Genomic DNA, 20,131 nt, shown 5'->3' on the forward strand with positions numbered 1-20,131 from the left:
CGACCATGACGTCTTCGACCCCTTCGAACCCCTCCGGCTCCGCGCGGCCCTCCAGGCGGGACCGTGCCGAGGCGCTGCCCGAGGAGCTGCGGGAGGCGCTGCGGCGGCGGCTCGCCGGACGGGCCGGCGGCGCGGCCCCGGCCGCCCGGCAGGGCATCCCGCGCGCCGACCGGGACCGCCCGCTGCCGCTGTCGTCCGCGCAGCAGCGGCTGTGGTTCCTGGACCGGCTGCGCCCCGGCGACGCCCGCTACAACAGCGCGGTCGCCGTCCGGCTCACCGGCGCGCTGGACCACACGGCGCTCGGCGAGGCGCTCGCCGTCGTCGTCGCCCGGCACGAGGCCCTGCGCACCACGTTCGAGGAGACCGACGGCCGGCCGGCGCAGCGCGTCCGTCCGGCGGGGCCGGTGCCGCTGCCGGTCCAGGACGCCGGCGACCTGGACGCGGACCTGCTCGCGGAATACTCCCGCCCCTTCGACCTGCGGCACGGGCCGCTGCTGCGCGCCCTGCTGCTGCGCGAGGCGGCGACCTCGCACGTCCTGCTGCTGACGGCCCATCACATCGTCACGGACGGCTGGTCGATGGGCGTGGTCCTGGACGAGCTGTGCACCGCCTACGACGCCCTCGCGCGGGGTGCCCGACCGGACCTGCCCCCGGTGGCCACGCAGTACCCGGACTTCGCGGTGTGGCAGCGCGAACAGCTCTCCGGGCCCCGCCTCGAACGCCATCTCGCCCACTGGAAGCAGCGGTTGGCGGGTGCGGCGGCACCCGAGCTGCCCCTGGACCGGCCCCGGCGGGGCGAGGAGGCGGGCGCGGGCGCCGTCCACACGTTCACCGTCCCCGCCCCCCTCACCGCGCGGCTGCGCGACCTCGGCAGAGAACAGCACAGCACCCTCCACACCGCCCTGGTCGCCGCCACCCAGGCCCTGCTGGCCCGCTGGTCCGGCCAGGACGACATCACGGTCGGCTCCCTCACCCCCGGCCGGTCCCGCACCGACCTCGAACGGACCGTCGGCTTCTTCGTGAACACCGTCGTCCTGCGCACCCCGGTGGACGCGTCCGGCTCCTTCCGCGACCTGCTCGCCACGACGGCCGGCACGGTCAACGACGCCTTCGCGCACGGCGACACGCCGTTCGAGCGGATCGTGGAGGCGGTCGGCGCACCCCGTGAGGCGGGCCGCAACCCGCTGTTCGACGTGATGGTCCTGCTGCACCCCGACCCGCCCGCCGCGACCGCCCCGCACGGCCTCGCCACCACCCCGGTCACCGTGCCCCGGCAGGCGGCCACCTTCGACCTGAGCATCGAGTTCGTGCCGGACGGCGCGGGCCTGACCGGTCTGCTGGAGTACCGCACCGACCTGTTCGACCCGGCCACGGCCGAACGGCTCGCCGGCCAGCTGCTGCGCCTGCTGGAGGGCGCGGCCGAGGCACCGGACCGCCCGCTGGGCAGCCTGCCCCTGATGTCCGGGGACGAGATACGGCGTGTCGTCCACGACTGGAGCGCCGGCCCGCACCACCCCGTGGACGACCTCACCCACCCGGAGCTCTTCGAGCGCCGCGCGGCCCGCACCCCCGACGCCCTCGCCCTCGTCGCGGGCGGCGAACGGCTGGACTACGCCACCCTCAACGCCCGCGCCAACCGGCTCGCCCACCACCTCATCGCGCTCGGCGCCGGCCCCGAACGGCTGGTCGCGCTGCGCCTGCCGCGCACCGCCGACATGATCACCGCGATCCTCGCCGTCTGGAAGTCCGGCGCCGGCTACCTGCCGCTGGACCCGGCCCTGCCCGAGGAGCGCGTCCGGTACCTGCTGGACGACACCCACCCGGCCCTGGTCCTGGACGAGACCGCCCTGCGCGCCGTACCCGCGGGCCTCCCCGACACCGACCCCACCGACGGCGACCGGCGCGCCCCGCTGGACCCCGGTCACCTCGCGTACGTCATCCACACCTCCGGCTCCACCGGCCGCCCCAAGGGCGTCGCCGTGTCGCACCGCTCGGCGGCGCACCTGCTGGCCGCGCACCGGGCCGGGTTCGTCGCCGAGGCGGGCGGCGGCCCGCTGCGGGTCGCGCTCACCGCGTCCTTCTCCTTCGACACCTCCCTCGAAGGCGTGCTGCTGATGGCCGACGGCCACCCGCTGCACCTGGTCGACGAGACGACCCGGATGGACCCGGCCGCCCTGGTCGCGTACGTCGTCGAACACCGCGTCGACTTCCTCGACGTCACCCCGTCCTACCTGCGCCAGCTGCTGCCCGCCGGGCTGCTCACCGACCCCCGGCACCGCCCCCGGGTGCTCATGCTCGGCGGCGAGGCGGTCGGGCCCGCGCTCTGGCGTGAGCTGGCCGCCCACCCCGGCGTGACCGCCCACAACTTCTACGGCCCCACCGAGTGCACGGTCGACGCGCTGTCCTGCCGCATCGACGGCGGCGACCGCCCGCTGGTCGGCCGCCCCCTGCCCGGGGTGCGGGCCTATGTGCTGGACGACCGGCTCCAGCCCGTGCCGCCCGGTGTCGGCGGCGAACTGTACCTCGCGGGCGCCCAGCTGGCCCGGGGCTACACCGGCCGACCGGGCCTGACCGCCGCCCGCTTCCTCGCCGATCCCTACGGGCCGCCCGGCACCCGCATGTACCGCACCGGCGACCTGGCCCGCTGGACCCCCGACGGCCGCCTGGACTACCTCGGACGCGCCGACGACCAGGTCAAGGTGCGCGGCCACCGCATCGAGCCCGGCGAGATCGAGGCCGCCCTGCTCGCGCTGCCCGGCCTCGCCGCCGCCGCGGTCGTCGCCGTACCCGACGCGCACGGCCACCCCCGCCTCGCCGCCTACGTCGTCCCCGCGCCCGGCGCGCCCCGGCCCGCCCCCGCCGACCTGCGCGCGGCCCTGCGCCGGGTGCTGCCCGACGCGCTGGTGCCGTCCTCCTTCACCCCGCTGGACGCGCTGCCGCTGACCACCAGCGGCAAACTGGACCGCCGCGCCCTGCCCGCGCCCGACATCACCACCGGCGAGCGGGAGTTCGTCGCTCCCCGCACCCCCGACGAGGAGACCCTGTCCGCCATCTGGGCCGAGGTGCTCGGCGTGGACCGGGTCGGCGTCACGGACAACTTCTTCGAACTGGGCGGCGACTCGATCCTGAGCATCCAGGCCGTCTCCCGGGCCCGCGCGGCGGGTCTCAAGATCGGCTCGCAGGACGTCTTCCGGCACCAGACGGTCGCCGACCTGGCCGCCGCCGCGGCCCGCCGCACCGCCGACCTGACCGCGCCCCGGCGCCCGCACGAGGACGGGCCCGCCCCGCTCACCCCGGTCCAGGAGTGGTTCTTCGCCACGCACGGCCCGCTGCGGCACTTCAGCATGTCGATGCTGCTCGACCTGCCCCAGGACCTCGACGAGCGGGCACTGGAACGGGCCCTGGACGCCGTGGTGGACCGGCACCCGGCACTGCGCACCCGGTTCACCCGCACCGCGGAGGGCTGGCGGCAGCATCCCGCCACCGGCCCGGCCACCGGACCGATGACCCGGTACGGCCCCGGCACCCCGCCCGACGAGGCCGCCGACGCCGCCCGCGCCGCCCTGGACCCGGCCGGCGGAACCCTGCTGCGCGCGGCCCTGCTCACCGGCGGGGAACGTCCGCGACTGTTCCTCACCGCCCACCACCTGGCCGTCGACAGCGTCTCCTGGCGGGTGCTGCTCGCCGACCTGGCACAGGCCTACCGGCAGGCCGCGGCCGGGGAGGAACCCCGGCCCGAGCCCGAGCACACCCCGTTCGCCGACTGGGCACGCGAGCTGGCCGAGCGGGTGCGGGCCGGCGACCTGGACGACGACCTGCCGCACTGGACGCGGGAGACCGCGCAGCCGCGCACCCCGCTCCCCGTCGACCTCCCCGGCACCCCGCTCGCCGGGTCCGTGCGCACCGTGCGCACCCGGGTGGACCGGGCCACCACCGAGGCACTGCTGCGGCGGGTGCCGGGCGTCTACCGCACCCAGGTCAACGACGTGCTGCTGAGCGCGCTGGCCCGGGTGCTGGCCGACTGGACGGGCGAGGACCGGGTGACGGTCGCCCTGGAGGGCCACGGCCGGGAGGAAGAGCTGGCCGAGGGCGCCGATCTGTCCCGTACGGTCGGCTGGTTCACCACCCAGTACCCGGTCACCCTCACCCCGGCCGGACCCGGCGACTGGGGGGCCACGCTCAAGGCCGTCAAGGAGCGGCTGCGCGCCGTGCCCCGGCGCGGTCTGGGCTACCAGGCCCTGGGCCACCTCGGCTCGCCCCGGCCCGAAGCGAGAACCCTCGGCGAACTCCCCCTTCCCCAGGTGTGCTTCACCTACCACGGCCAGTGGGAGGCGCCCGCCGGAGGGGACTTCGCGCCCGTCGCCGACGTGCCCGGCCGGGACATGGACCCCGGCGCGCCGCTGGACCACCTCCTGGACGTCTCCGCCCTGGTGGCCGACGGTGAGCTGGAGATCACCTGGCACTACAGCGAGCAGGTGCACCGGGCGGACACCGTGCGGCGGTTGGCCGACGGCATGGTGCGCGCGCTCGCCGCCGTAGCCGAGCACTGCGCCCGGCCCGGCGCGGGCGGCCGTACCCCCTCCGACTTCCCGCTGGCCCGCCTGGACCAGGCCGGCGTGGACCGCCTGGCCGGGGACGGCCGGGACGTGGAGGACCTGCTGCCGCTCACCCCGCTCCAGGAGGGCATGCTCTTCCACCGGCTGGTCGGCGGACCGGACGACGTGTACGTCGACCAGGCCGCGCTGCTGCTCGACGGGGTGACCGACCCCGACGCCCTCGCCCTGGCCTGGCAGCGCGTGAGCGACCGCACCCCCGCCCTGCGCACCTCGGTGGTGTGGGAGGACGTGCCGGTGCCGCTCCAGGTCGTGCACCGCCAGGTCACCGTGCCCGTGGAGCAGGTGGACTGGCGGGACGTGGCCGCGGGGGAGCGGGCCGAACGGCTGGACCGGCTGCGCGCCGACGACCTCGCGCGCGGCCTGGACCTCGGCACGGCCCCGCTGATGCGGCTCACCCTCGTCCGGCTGCCCGAGGCCCGGCTCCAGTTGCTGTGGACCTCCCACCACCTGATCCTGGACGGCTGGAGCCTGGCCCAGGTGCTCACCGACGTCTTCGAGGAGTACACGGCGCTCACCACCGGCGCCGGGCCCCGGCCCCCGGTACGGCGGCCGTTCGCCGACTACGTGCGCTGGCTGGCCGGCCAGGACACCGAGGCCGCGCACACGCACTGGCGGACCGTCCTCGCCGGGTTCGCCACCCCCACCCCGCTGCCCGTCGACCGCGTCCGCCCCCCGGGCCACGAGACCCGCTCCGCGGGCGTGCACACGGCCGGGCTCTCCGACGAGGTCTCGGCCCGGCTGGCGCGCGCCGCCCGCGCGGCCGGACTCACCCTCGGCACGGTGGTGCAGGGCGCCTGGGCGCTGCTGCTGTCCCGCTACAGCGCCGAGCGGGACGTGCTGTTCGGGACCACCGTCTCCGGACGCCCCGACGACCTGCCCGGCGTCGAGTCGATGGTCGGCATGTTCATCAACACCCTGCCCACCCGCGTCCGCGTGGACGGCGCCCGCGGCGCCGCCGCCTGGCTCCGGGAACTCCAGGAGGCGCAGGCCGAGGCACGGCGGTACGCGGCGGTGTCCCTCGCCGAGCTGACCTCGCTGAGCGACGTGCCCGCCGGCAGCCCCCTGTTCGACAGCATGGTGGCCTTCGAGAACTACCCCTTCGACCAGGCCCGTTCGGCCGCCTCCGGGATACGCCTGGCGGACGTCTCCGCCCGCGACGCCACCAACTACGCCCTCGTGCTGCGCGCCTACCAGGGCGAGCGGTTCGGTTTCGACCTCGCCTACGACCCCGGTCTGTTCGACGCCACGACCGTGCGCGCCCTCGCCGACCGGCTGTGCCTGCTGCTCACCGAACTCGCCGACGACCCCGGCCGGCCCGTGCGCGCGCTCGCCTGGACGACCGCCGAGGAGCGGCACCGGATGCTGGCCGACTGGAACGGCACCGAGGAGGGCCGGCCCGCCGACACCCTGGACGCCCTCTTCGCCGCCCAGGCCGCCCGCACCCCCCACGCCGAGGCCGTCACCTGCGGCGCCGACCGGCTCGACTACGCCACCCTGGACGAGCGCTCCGGCCGGCTCGCCCACCGGCTCGCCGAACTCGGCGCCGGACCCGAGACGTTCGTGGCGCTCGCGCTGCCCCGCTCCACCGACCTCGTCGTGGCCGTCCTCGCCGTCCTCAGGACCGGCGCCGCCTACCTGCCCATCGACCCCGCGCTGCCCGCCGAACGCGTCCGGGACCTGCTCGCCGACGCCGCGCCCGTGACGCTGGTGACCACCACGGGGACCGCCGTCGAGACGCCCGTACCGGTCCTGCGGCTGGACGACCCCGGCGTCCGGGCCGACCTGGCCCGCCGCCCGGCCGCCCGCCAGGGCCGCCGCGCGCTGCCGGAGAGCCCCGCGTACGCCATCTACACCTCCGGCTCCACCGGCCGGCCCAAGGGTGTCGTCGTCCCGCACGCCAACGTCGTCCGGCTGTTCACCCGCACCCGGCCCTGGTTCGGCTTCGGCCCCGACGACGTGTGGACCCTGTTCCACTCCTACGCCTTCGACTTCTCGGTGTGGGAGCTGTGGGGCCCGCTGCTGCACGGCGGCCGGCTCGTCATCGTCCCCGAGGACACCGCCCGCTCCCCGGAGGACTTCCTGCGCCTGCTCGCCGACGAACAGGTCACCGTCCTCAACCAGACCCCCTCCGCCTTCTACCCGGTGATCCGCGCCGACGCCGAACTGCCCGACGTCAGTGCCCGGCTGGCGCTGCGCACGGTGATCTTCGGCGGCGAGGCGCTGGACGTGGCCCGGCTCGGCGACTGGTACGCCCGCCACCCGGACACCGCGCCCCGCCTGGTGAACATGTACGGCATCACCGAGACCACCGTGCACGTCACCTACGCCGCGCTGGACCACCGGGCGGTCCGCGCCGGCACCGCGAGCCCCATCGGAACCGGCATCCCCGACCTGCGGCTCTACGTCCTCGACGACACCCTCCAGCCGGTTCCGCCGGGCGCCGTCGGCGAGCTGTTCGTCGCCGGCGAGGGCCTGGCACGCGGCTACCTCGGCCGGCCCGGCCTCACCGCGACCCGTTTCCCCGCCGACCCGTTCGGCCGGCCCGGCACGCGCATGTACCGCACCGGCGACCGGGCCCGCCGGCGGGCCGACGGCACCCTGGAGTACCTGGGCCGCGCCGACCAGCAGGTGAAGATCCGCGGCTACCGCATCGAGCCGGGGGAGATCGAGGCCGCCCTGCACCGCCACCCGGGCGTGGGCGCCGCCACCGTCGGCGTGTACGAGGACTCCGCCGGGACCCGCAGGCTCGTCGCCCACGTCGTCGGCACCGGCAGCGGCGACCGCGCCCTGCCGCCGCCCGCCGCCGAACTCCGCCGGTACCTGGAGGGGGTGCTGCCCGCGCACATGGTCCCGGCCGCGTACGTGCCGATGGCCGCGCTGCCGCTCACCGTCAACGGCAAGCTCGACCGGCGCGCCCTGCCCGCGCCCGGCCCCGACGGCTTCGCCGCCGACGGCACGCGGACCCCGCCGCGCACCCCGGCCGAGCGGTTGGTCGCCGCCGCGTGGGCGGACGTCCTGGACACCGGGGAGGTCGGCGCCGACGACGACTTCTTCGCCCTCGGCGGCGACTCCATCCTCGCCGTCCGCGTCACCTCCCGGCTGCGCGCCGCCTTCGGCACGGACGTCTCGCCCCGGCTGCTGTTCACCCACTCCACGCTGTCCGCCCTCGCGGCGGCGCTGGGCGAGCCCCGGTACGGCGGCACCGCCGACAGCATCCCGAACACCGACCCGGACACCCCGGCGCCTCTGTCGTACGCCCAGCAACGCCTGTGGTTCCTCGACCGGTTCGAGCCGGGCAGCACCGAGTACACGACCCTGTCCGTGCTGCGGCTGCGCGGCCGGCTCGACACCGCCGCCCTGCGCACCGCCCTGGACGGCCTGGTCGCCCGGCACGACGCCCTGCGCACCACCTTCTCCGAACAGGACGGCCAGGCCCGGCAGTCGGTCAGCCCGGCGCGCCCCGTGGACCTGCGGGTGGACGACCTCGCGGAGACCGCCGCCGTGGGCCCCGGTACCGAAAGCGCCCTGGAAGCCCTCCTGGAGGGCGAGGCCGCCGCACCCTTCGACCTGGCCACCGGCCCGCTGTTCCGGGTCCGCCTGGTCCGGTGCGCCGCCGACGAGCACGTCCTCGTCCTCGCCCTGCACCACATCGTCACGGACGGCTGGTCCGCCGGTGTGCTGGCCCGGGACCTGGGCGAGCTGTACGCGGCGGCCCTGGAGGACCGCCGTCCCGACCTGCCCGCCCTGCCGGTCCGTTACGCCGACTACGCCTGCTGGCAGCGCGCCCGCGCCGAGCGGACCGAAGCCGAACTGGACTTCTGGCGCGGCGCGCTGGACGGGGTGACCCCGCTGGAGCTGCCCACCGACCGGCCGCGCCCGGCCGTCCGCACCCGCGACGGCGCCCTGGTGACCTTCACCCTGCCCGCCGCGCTGACCGAGCGGCTGCGCGAGCGGGGCCGGGAGGCCGACGCCACCCTCTACATGACACTCGTGGCCGCCTGCCAGGTCCTGCTCGCCCGCTGGGCCGGCCAGGAGGACGTCACCGTCGGCACAGTCACCGCGGGCCGGGAACGGCCCGAACTGCACGACCTGGTCGGCATGTTCGTCAACACGCTGGTGCTGCGCGCCCGGGTCCGCCCCGAACTGCCCTTCCGGGACCTGCTGGCCGAGGTGCGCGACACCGTCCTGGAGGCGTTCGGCCACCAGGAGGTGCCCTTCGAGCGCGTGGTGGACGCCCTCCAGCCCGAGCGGGACACCAGCCGCACCCCGCTGTTCCAGGTCATGGTCGCCCTGCACAACCTCGGCGCCGCACCGCCCCGGCTCCCCGGCCTGGCGGTGGAGCCGGTGACCCCGCCGGTCCGCAACGCCACCTTCGACCTCGCCTTCGACTTCACGGAGACCGACGGCGGGCTCACCGGCTACCTGGAGTACGACACCGGGCTCTTCGACGCCGGCACCGCCGAACGCCTGGCCGCCCGGCTCCGCGTCCTGCTGGAGGCCGCCGCCGAGGACCCGGAGCGGGCCGTGGGCCGCCTGCCGCTGATGACCGACGGCGAACGGCGGCAGGTGCTGCGGTACGGGCAGGGCGCCCGGCTGCCCGAGCCGGACACCACCTTCCCCGCCCTGTTCGAGGACCGGGCCGCCCGCACCCCGCACCACACCGCGCTGGTGGCCCGCGACACCACCCTGGACTTCGCCGCGCTGAACGAGCGCGCCAACCGGCTGGCCCACCACCTCACCGCCCGGGGCGCAGGCCCCGAGGACGTGGTCGCCGTACGGCTCCCGCGCACCTCCGACCTGGTGGTGGCGGTGCTCGCGGTCCTCAAGGCGGGCGCGACCCTGCTCTGCCTGGACCCCGGGCTCCCCGAGGAGCGAACGGACCTCCTCCTCTGCGACGCCCGGCCGCACACCCTGCTGACCGGCCTCGACGACGTGCCCTGGGACCGGCTCCCCGCCCACGACCCGACCGACGCCGACCGGGTCCGGCCCCTGCTGCCCGAGCACACCGCGTACATCGTCTACACCTCCGGCTCCACCGGCCGCCCCAAGGGCGTCGCCGTCGAGCACCGGCAGCTCGTCAACCTCTGCCACGACCACCGGGCGGGCCTGCTCGCCCCGCACACCGACGGCGGGCGGCGGCTGCGGGCCGCGCTCAGCGCCTCCTTCTCCTTCGACACCTCCTGGGAAGGGCCGCTGCTCCTCGCCCTCGGCCACGAGGTGCACCTCGTCGACGAGGACGTACGCCTGGACCCGCAGGCCTTCTGCGCCCAGGTCGCCGGACACCGCCTCGACCTGGTGAACGTCACCCCGTCCTTCCTGCGCGAACTGACCGCCGCCGGGCTGCTCGCCCCCGGCCGCCACCACCCCCGCCTGCTGCTCGTCGGCGGCGAGGCCGTCACCCCGGCCGACTGGCGCGAACTCGTCCAGGCCGAACGACGGTCGGGCGTGACCGTGTACAACATGTACGGCCCCACCGAGTGCACCGTCGACGCCGTCTACGGCCGCTTCGCCGACCGGCCCGACCGCCCGGTCATCGGCCGCCCCGGCGGCAACCTCCGCGCCCACGTCCTCGACGGCGCCCTGCGCCCGGTGCCGCCCGGCGTGCCCGGCGAGCTGTACCTGGCCGGGGCCCAGGTGGCCCGCGGCTATCTGAACCGGCCCGGCCTCACCGCCGCCCGCTTCCTCGCCGACCCGTTCGGGGCGCCGGGGGAACGGATGTACCGCACCGGGGACCGGGTCCGCTGGGACCGGGACGGGCTGCTGGAGTTCCTGGGCCGGGTGGACGAACAGGTCAAGATCCGCGGGTTCCGCATCGAGCCCGGCGAGGTGGAGGCCGCCCTCCTGGACCACCCGGACGTCGCCGACGCCGCGGTCGCCGCACGCGAACACGCCGGCCGCCCCATGCTCGTCGGCTATGTGGTGCCGACCGCCGGCCGGATGCCGTCCGCCGACGGCCTGCGGCTCGCCCTGCGCCGTACCCTGCCCGACCACATGGTGCCCGCCGCGTTCGTCCCGCTGGCCCGCATCCCCCGCACCACCAGCGGCAAGACCGACCGGCGCGCACTGCCCGCCCCGCCCGCGCGGCCCGACGGCACCACCCCGTACGTCACCCCCCGGCCCGGCACGGAGGAGCGCCTGGCCGCGATCTGGGCGGACGTGCTCGGCGTCGAACGGGTCGGCGCCCGCGACAACTTCTTCGCGCTCGGCGGCGACTCCATCCTGAGCATCCAGATCGTCTCCCGCGCCCGGCAGGCCGGACTCGCCCTCACCACCAAGGACGTCTTCCGCCACCAGACGGTCGCCGAACTCGCCCTGCGCGTAGGGGAGTCCGCTCCGAGTCCCGCCCCCGCGGAGGAGACCGGCGAGGCGCCGCTGACGCCGATCCAGCACTGGTACCTGGACGGCCGCGACCCCGGACAGCGGCTGCGGTTCACCATGACCCAGCGTCTGGAAATCGCCGCCGGCACGGACGGCCCGGCGCTCCGGGCCGCCGTCGACGCCCTCGTCCACCACCACGCCGCCCTGCGCACCCGCTTCCGTCGCACCGCCGACGGCTGGCGCCAGGAGGTGCTGCCCGAGGCCCCGGACGCCGTCTTCACCCGGCACGACGTCGCCGGGCTGGACGACGCCGCGCTGGAGGGCGAGGTCCAGCGGATCACGGAGGAGGCGCAGTGCGCGCTCGACCCCGTCGCGGGCCGGGTCGTCCGCGTCCTCCTCTTCGACCGGGGTCCACGGCGGGACGGCCAACTCGTGATCACCGCCCACCACTTGGTGATCGACGGTGTGTCGTGGCGCATCCTGCTCGCCGACCTGGAGACCGCCCACGGGGCGGCGGCGGCCGGCCGGCCCGTCGAGCTGCCCGCCACGGGCACCTCCTACGGCACCTGGGCCGTCCGGCTCGACCGGCGCACCCGCTCCGGCGCCCTGGACGCGGACCTGCCGTACTGGACCCGTACGGGCGAGGTCCCGGCCGAGCTGCCCGCCGGACGGCCCGGACCCAACACCCACGGCACCGCGGACACCCTCAGCGTCACGCTGGACGCGGCGACGACCGACGCCCTGCTGCGGCAGGTCCCGGAGGTCTACCGCACCCAGGTCAACGACGTCCTGCTCAGCGCCCTCGGCCGCACCCTGGCCCGCTGGTGCGGGCGCGACACCGTCCTGCTCGGCGTGGAGGGACACGGCCGGGAGGACCTGTTCGCGGACCTCGACCTGGCGCGGACCGTCGGCTGGTTCACCGCCGAGTTCCCGCTCGCCCTGCGCGTCGACCCGGACGCCGGCTGGCACGACACCCTCCGCTCGGTCAAGGAACAGCTGCGCGCGGTGCCGCTGCGCGGCCTGAGCCACGGCGCCCTGCGCCACCTCCTGCCCGACAGCCCCCTCGCCGGCGCCCCCGCCCCGCGCATCGGCTTCAACTACCACGGCCAGTGGGACGCGGACGGCACGGACGGGCTGCTGCGCGGCTCCCTGCCCCCGGCCGGCCGGGACACCGACCCGGACGAACCCCGCCCCTACCTGCTGGACGTCACCGGAGTGGTCCAGCGGGGCCGCCTCGAACTCGGCTGGACCTACCCGTCGGCGGTCTACGACGAGGCCACCGTCCGCCGGCTCGCCGACGAGACGCTCGGAGCCCTGCGGGACATCGTGGCGCACTGCGCCCGTCCCGGAGCGGGCGGCCGTACCCCCTCCGACTTCCCGCTCGCCGGTCTCCGCCAGGACCGGCTGGACCGGCTCGTCGGCACCGGCCGGCAGGTCGAGGACGTCCTGCCGCTCTCCCCGCTCCAGTCCGGCATGCTCTTCCACGGCCTGGTGGACACCGAGCACGCCTACTTCGACCGTACGGCCGTACGCCTGTCCGGCGTGGCGGACCCGCACGTGTTCGCCGCCGCCTGGCAGCAGGTCGCCGACCGCACCCCGGCCCTGCGCAGCAGCGTGCACTGGCAGGGGCTGCCCCACCCGGTCCAGGTGGTCCACCGGCGCGCCGAGCTGCCGGTCACCCACCTCGACTGGCGCGCGCTGACACCGCAGCGGCGCGCGCAGGCCACCGAGCGGCTGCTCGCCGAGGACCGAGCGGCGGGCATGGACCTCGCCACCGCGCCGCTGACCCGCCTCACCCTGGCCGCCCTGCCCGGCGACGAGGTGCTGCTGCTCTGGTCGACCCACCACATCGTCCTCGACGGCTGGAGCACCGGGCAGCTGCTCACCGAGGTGTGCGAACGCTACGCCGCCCTCACCGGCGGCCCGGACCCGGCACCCCCGGTACGGCGGCCCTTCGCGGACTTCCTGCACTGGCTGCGCGAGCAGGACGAGCAGGCCGCCGAACGGTACTGGGCCGACGCCCTGGCCGGGTTCACCGTCCGCACCCCGCTGCCGTACGACCGCACGCCCGCCGAGGCCCACCGCGCCCGCTCCGCCGCCGCCGTCCACCACGAACTGGACGCGCGGGTCTCGCACCGGCTGCGGGAGGGCGCCGCCCGCGCCGGGCTCACCGTCAACACCGTCGTGGAGGGCGCCTGGGCACTGCTGCTGGCCCGCTCCAGCGGACGGGACGACGTGGTGTTCGGCACCACGGTGTCCGGCCGTCCGGCCGAACTGCCCGGCGTCGAGGGCATGATCGGCATGTTCATCAACACCGTGCCGACCCGCGTCCGCGTCCCGGCCGGACCGGTCCTGCCGTGGCTGCGCGGGCTCCAGGAACGGCAGAGCGACGCCCGCCGTTTCGACTTCCTCGCCCTGCCCCGCATCCAGGCCGCCGGCGAAGTCCCCCCCGGCGAGCCGCTGTTCGACAGCATGGTGGTGTTCGAGAACTACCCCGTGGACGAGTCGGCCACGGCCCGCACCGGCGTCCGCGTCGAGGAGGTGCGCGCCGACGACGCCACCACCTTCCCCTGGTGCCTCCGCGCCCACCTGGCCGAACGGCTCGCCTTCGACCTGGCCTACGACCCCGCCCTGTTCGACCCCGCGACCGCCGAGCGCGCCGCCGACCGGCTGGCCGCCCTGCTCACCTCCCTCGCCGACGGGTTCGACACCGACCTGGCCGGCCTGGACCTGCTCACCCCGGCCGACCGCGACCTGCTGGCCGTCTGGAACACCACCGCCCGCCGGGCCGCGCCGCGCAGCCCCGTGGACCTGTTCGCCGAGCAGGCCCGCCGCACCCCGGACGTGATCGCGGTCCGCGACGGTGAGCGCGAGCTGACGTACCGGCAACTGACGGACTGGGCCGACGCGTTGGCGGCTCGGCTGGTGACCGGCGGGCTGGCGGCCGAGGACCGGGTGGCGCTGCTGATGGACCGCTCCGCCGAACTCGTCGTCGCCCAGCTCGCGGTGCTCATGGCCGGCGGCGCCTACGTCCCCGTCGACACCCGGGCGCCCGAGGAGCGCCGCCGCACCCTGCTCGCCCAGGCGGGTGCGACCGTCCGGCTCACCCCGGCCGAGGTGACCGCCGCCCGCACCGGCGCAGGCGCCGGGCACGGGCGCACACCGGCCGCCGACCCCGACCGGCTGGCGTACGTGATGTTCACCTCCGGCTCCACCGGCCTGCCCAAGGCGGTCGCCGTACGGCACCGGGACGTGGCGGCGCTCGCCACCGACAGCCGGTTCGCCGACGGGGTGTGCGCGCGGGTGCTGCTGCACTCGCCGGTGGCGTTCGACGCGTCCACCTTCGAGGTGTGGGCACCGCTCCTGAACGGCGGCTGCGTGGTCGTGGCCCCGGCCGGCGGCGTGGACGCGGCCCTGGTGCGCCGGCTGGCCGCCGACGGCGAGCTGACGGCGCTGTGGCTGACCGCCGGACTGTTCCGGCTGCTGGCCCAGGACGCCCCCGACTGCTTCCGGGGCCTGAAGCAGGTGTGGACCGGCGGTGACGTCGTCCCCGCCCAGGCCGTGCGCCGGGTGCTGGCCGCCTGCCCCGGCCTGACCGTCGTGGACGGTTACGGCCCCACCGAGACCACCACCTTCGCGACCTCCTGCGCCCTGACCGACCCGGCGGCCGTGCCCGGCACCGTCCCCATCGGCCGCCCGCTCGACGACGTGCGGGTGCACGTCCTCGACGCCCGGCTGCGCCCCGTACCGCCGGGCTGCCCCGGTGAGCTGTACGTCGCCGGCGAGGGCGTCGCCCGCGGCTATCTGGGCCGCCCCGGCGACACCGCGGCCCGCTTCCTCGCCGACCCCTACGGCCCGCCCGGCGCCCGGATGTACCGCACCGGCGACCTGGCCCGGCGGCGGCCGGACGGCACCGTCGAGTTCCTGGGCCGCGCCGACGACCAGGTGAAGATCCGGGGCTTCCGGGTGGAGCCCGGCGAGGTCGAGGCCGCCCTCGCCGGCCACCCGGGCGTCGTGGACGTGGCCGTGCTGGCCCGCGAGGACCGGCCCGGCGCCAAACGGCTCGTCGCCTACGTCGTCGGACCGGCCGGACAGGACGGCGAGGAGCTGCGGGACTTCGCCGCCCGCACCCTGCCCGACTACCTCGTCCCCGGTGCCGTCGTCCCGCTCACCGCCCTCCCGCTCAGCCGCAACGGCAAGGTCGACCGCGCGGCCCTGCCCGTGCCGGAAGCCCTGCCGGGGCGCGCCCGCGTCGAGCCCCGCACCGAGGCCGAGCGCCGCACGACGGCCGTCTTCGGCGAGGTGCTGGGCAGCGAACCGCCCGGTGCGGAGGACGACTTCTTCCAGCTCGGCGGCGACTCGATCCTCAGCATCCGGCTCGCCTCCCGCCTCGCCGAGACTTTCGACACCGACGTCACCCCGCGCGCGGTGTTCACCCACCCCACCCCGGCGGGACTGGCCCGGCTGCTCGACGCCCGGCGGGGCACCGGCCGGTCGGCGATCGCCCCGGCCGGCCGGGACGGGGCCGCCCCGATGTCGTACGCCCAGCAACGCCTGTGGTTCCTGGAGGAGTTCGCGCCCGGCGGCGCCGAGTACGTGACCGCGCTCGCCCTCCGGCTGCGCGGCACCCTGGACACCGGTGCTCTCCGCGCGGCCCTGACCGCCCTGGTGGCCCGGCACGAGTCGCTGCGCACCACCTTCGACAGCGTCGACGGGCACGGCGTCCAGCGCGTCCACCCGCCCCACGCCGTGCCGCTGCCCGTGCGCGACCTGTCACAGACCGCCGACCCCGCCGCCGCCCTGCGCGGACTGCTCGCCGAGGAGCGGTCCCGCCCCTTCGACCTGCGTGAGGGCCCGCTGCTGCGCACCGGCCTGATCCGGCTGGCCGGGAACGACCACGTCCTCACGGTCACCCTGCACCACATCGTCACCGACGGCTGGTCCACCTCCGTCCTGCTCGGCGACCTCGCCCACCTCTACCGCGCCGAACTCGGCTGTGTACAAGCGGAGTTGCCGCCTCTGCCGGTGCAGTACGCCGACTACGCGCGCTGGCAGCGCGACACCGGGGACACCGACTCCGGCGAGCACCTCGCCTACTGGAAGCGTCAGTTGGCCGACACGGCACCGCTGGAACTGCCCACCGACCGGCCCCGGCCGCCGGTGCGGACCAGCGCCGGCGCCACCACCCGGCTGGTGGTGCCCGCCCGGACCGTCCGGCGGCTGACCCGGCTCGCCCGCGACCACGGCACCACCCTGTTCACCACGCTCGTCGCCGCCGCCCAGACCTACCTCGCCCGGCTCTCCGGCGCCGAGGACGTCGCCGTCGGCACCGTCACCTCCGGTCGCGACCGGCCCGAGACGCAAGGACTCGTCGGGTTCTTCGTCAACACCCTCGTGCTGCGCTCCCGGGCCGGGGCCGAGGAGCCCTTCAGCGGATTCCTCACCGCCGTACGGCAGACCGTCCTCGACGCCTTCGCCCACCAGGACGTGCCGTTCGAACGGATCGTGGACGAGGTGGACCCGGTCCGCGACACCAGCCGCAGCCCCCTCTTCCAGGTCATGGTCGTCCTCCAGAACACCCCGGCCGCCGGTCTCGACCTGCCCGGCCTGGACGTCACCGACGTCGAACCGGAGTCCGAACAGGCCGCGTTCGACCTCACCCTGGAGTTCGCCGAGACCGACGACGGAGCCCTGCACGGCCTGCTCACCTACAACACCGACCTGTTCGACCCGGCCACCGCCGACCGGATGGCCGGACAGCTCGGCACCCTGCTGCACGCCGTCGCCGAGGACCCCGACCGTCCGCTCGGCGCCCTGCCGCTCACCTCCGACGACGAGCTGAAGACGCTGCTGGACCAGGGCCTCGGCAGCTTCCGCCCGGTGCCCGAGACGACCCTGCCCGCCCTGTTCGAGCGGCAGGCGGCGCGTACCCCGGACGCGGTCGCGCTGGTCGACGGCGACCGGGAGCTGACCTACGCGGAGGTGGACCGGGCGGCCAACCGGCTGGCCCACCGGCTCGTCCGGGACGGCGTCGGACCGGAGCGCGTGGTCGCCCTGGCGCTGCCCCGCTCGGCGGCGACGGTCGTGGCCCAGCTCGCCGTCACCAAGGCCGGGGGCGCCTTCCTGCCCGTGGACCCCGACTACCCGCCGCAGCGCAGGGAGTTCATGATCCGGGACGCCGGCGCCCACCTGGTCCTCGGCGACCCGGCCGAGGTGTGGGCCGCCGACGGGCCGGACGCGGCACCCACGGACACCGACCGCACCGCGCCGCTCACCCCCGCCCACCCCGCCTACGTCATCTACACCTCCGGCTCCACCGGCACCCCCAAGGGCGTGGTGGTCACCCACCGCGGCCTCGCCTCCTTCGCCGCGGCGGCCACCGAACAGTACGCGGCGGGCCCCGGCGACCGGGTCCTCCAGTTCGCCTCGCCCAGCTTCGACGCCTCCGTGCTGGAGCTGTGCGTCTCCCTGCTCGGCGGGGCCGCGCTGGTCACCGGCGAGGAGGGGCCGCTGGTCGGCGAGCGGCTGGCGGAGGTGCTCGCCGAACGGCGCGTCAGCCACACCCTGATCCCCCCGGCCGCGCTGGCCACCGTCCCGCCGGAGACCGCCGCCGCCCTGCCCCACCTGCGCACGCTCATCGTGGGCGCCGAGGCCTGCCCGGCCGATCTGGTCGACACCTGGGCCCCCGGCCGCCGGATGATCAACTCCTACGGGCCGACCGAGGCCACCGTCGTCGCCACCTGGACCGGCCCGCTCACCCCCGGCACCGGCGCCCCGTCCATCGGCCGCCCCGCCGGCGGCATCCGTGTCCGCGTGCTCGACGCCGCCCTGCGTCCCGTACCGCCCGGCGTGACCGGGGAGCTGTACCTCGCCGGGCCCGGACTCGCCCGGGGCTACCTGGGCCGGCCGGGACTCACCGCCCGGCGGTTCGTGGCCGACCCGTTCGGTGCGCCGGGGGAGCGGATGTACCGCACCGGGGACCTGGTCCGCTGGACCGCCGACGGCCGGCTCCGGTTCGCCGGACGCGCCGACGACCAGGTCAAGCTGCGCGGCTTCCGCATCGAGCCCGGCGAGATCGAGAGCGCGCTGCGGCGCAGCCCGCTGGTGCGGGACGCGGTCGTCGTCGTACGCGCGGGGGAGACGCCGGACGCGCCGGCCCGGCTGGTCGCCTACGTGGTTCCGGCGGAGGGGCAGCCCGCTGTGGACGCGTCGGCCGCTGATCCGTCCGCCGCCGATTCGTCGGCAGCCGATCGGTCCGCCGCCGATGCGTCCGTTGCCGGTCGGTCAGCCGCCGATCCTTCCACCGCCGGGCGGGCCGGTGGTGAGGTGCGGCTGCCCGCCGGGGAGTTGCGGCTGCACCTGGCCGGGCTGCTGCCCCCGCACATGGTGCCGTCCGTCTTCGTACCGCTCGACCGGCTGCCGCTCACCCCGAACGGCAAGACGGACCGGCGGGCCCTGCCCGCACCCGGGCCCGCGCAGTACGCGGACGGCCCGAAGACCGCGCCGCGCACCGACACCGAACGCCGGATCGCCCGGATCTGGGCCGATGTGCTGGGCATCGAGGAGGTCGGCGCCGACGACAACTTCTTCGCGCTCGGCGGCGACTCCATCCTGAGCATGCAGGTCGTCTCCCGGCTGCGCCGCGACGGCCTGCACCTGGCCACGCGCGACCTGTTCACGCACCAGACCGTCGCCGAACTCGCCACCGCGGTCCGCGCCGCGCCCCGGCGGTCCGGGGACGGCCCGGTCACCGGCGACGTGCCGCTCACCCCGATCCAGGACTGGTTCCTGACCACCCCGCGCGCCGCCCACCACCACTTCAACCAGTCGGCGCTGCTGGAACTCGACGGCACCCCCGACCCGCGGGCGCTGCGCGCCGCCCTGGACGCGCTGCTGGAACACCACGACGCGCTGCGCATGCGGTTCACCCGGGAGGCGGACGGCTGGCACCAGTTCAACCCGCCGCCCGCCGCCGGCCCCGACATCCTCGTCCGGCACGACCTGACCGCGCTGTCCGCCGAGGAGGCCGACGCGGCCATGGGGAAGGCCGCCGACGAACTGCACGCGAGCTTCGACCTGGCCCGGGGCCCGCAACTGCGCGCGGCCCTGTTCACCGGGGAGCCGGAGCGGCCCGCGTTCCTCCTCCTCGTCGCCCACCACCTGGTCGTGGACGCCGTCTCCTGGCGCATCCTGCGCGACGACCTGGAAACCGCCTACCAGCAGGCCCTTGAGGGCCGACCGGTCACGCTGGGGGAGCGCGGCACCAGCTTCCGCGCGTGGTCGCGGGGACTCGCCGGGTACGTCGCCGAGGGCGGCCTCGATCACGAACTGCCGTACTGGGAAAAGGCGGTGGACACCGAACCCGCGCCACCCGCGCCCACCGCCGCCGGACCGGCCGCCACGGTGAGCGTGGAGCTCGGCGAGGAGGACACCACGGCCCTGCTGCGCTCGGCACCCACCGCCTACCGCACCCGGGTCAACGACGTGCTGCTCGCCGCCCTCACCCTGGCGCTGGCCCGCTGGACCGGACACGACCGGGTCCGCCTGGACCTGGAGGGCCACGGCCGCGAGGACCTGCTCGACGGTGTCGACCTGTCCCGCACCGTCGGCTGGTTCACCACCGTCTACCCGGTCGCCGTCCAGGTGCCCGAACCCGGCGACCTCGGCCCCGACCGCGACTGGCGGTCCCTGGTGAAGTCGGTGCGCCGCCAGCTGCGCGCCGTACCCGGCAACGGCATCGGCTTCGGCGCGCTGCGCACCTTCGGCCCGTCCGAGGTCCGTGAACGCCTCGGCGGCAGCGCGCACAGTCAGGTGGTGTTCAACTACCTCGGCCAGTGGGACGCCCGCCCCGAGACCGTGTCGGGCGGCCTGGTCCGGGCCGAACACGGCTCCCTCGGACAGGACCACGACCCCCGGGACCCCGGCTCGCACCTGCTGGAGGTGGTGGGCGCGGTGCAGCGGGGCCGGCTCGCCTTCACCTGGCACCACCGGCCCGGCGTCCACGACACCGCGACCGTCCGCCGGGTGGCCGAGGAGTTCGCCGAGGCCCTGCGCCACCTGGCCCGACACGCCAGGGGAGGCCGGTGACGAACCCCCGGCCCCGCGAGGCCCCGTGCCGGCGTGCCACCCGGTACGGGCCGCGCGCACCCCGCGCCCCGACCGCCCGCCCCCGCCCCACCCCAGCTCACCCGAACCGA

1 protein-coding gene is annotated in these 20,131 nt (G+C 76.3%); it reads left to right on the forward strand.

Annotation, left to right across the window (positions count from 1 at the left end):
- Positions 1–5 precede the first annotated feature (5 nt).
- Entirely contained in the window at positions 6–20,021 is a 20,016-nt protein-coding gene (locus tag IE273_RS21125) for a non-ribosomal peptide synthase/polyketide synthase (RefSeq protein WP_189816735.1), read from the forward strand.
- The last annotated feature ends 110 nt before the right edge of the window (positions 20,022–20,131 follow it).

This window comes from Streptomyces olivaceoviridis (genome assembly GCF_014650115.1).
Taxonomy (GTDB): Bacteria; Actinomycetota; Actinomycetes; order Streptomycetales; family Streptomycetaceae; genus Streptomyces; species Streptomyces olivaceoviridis.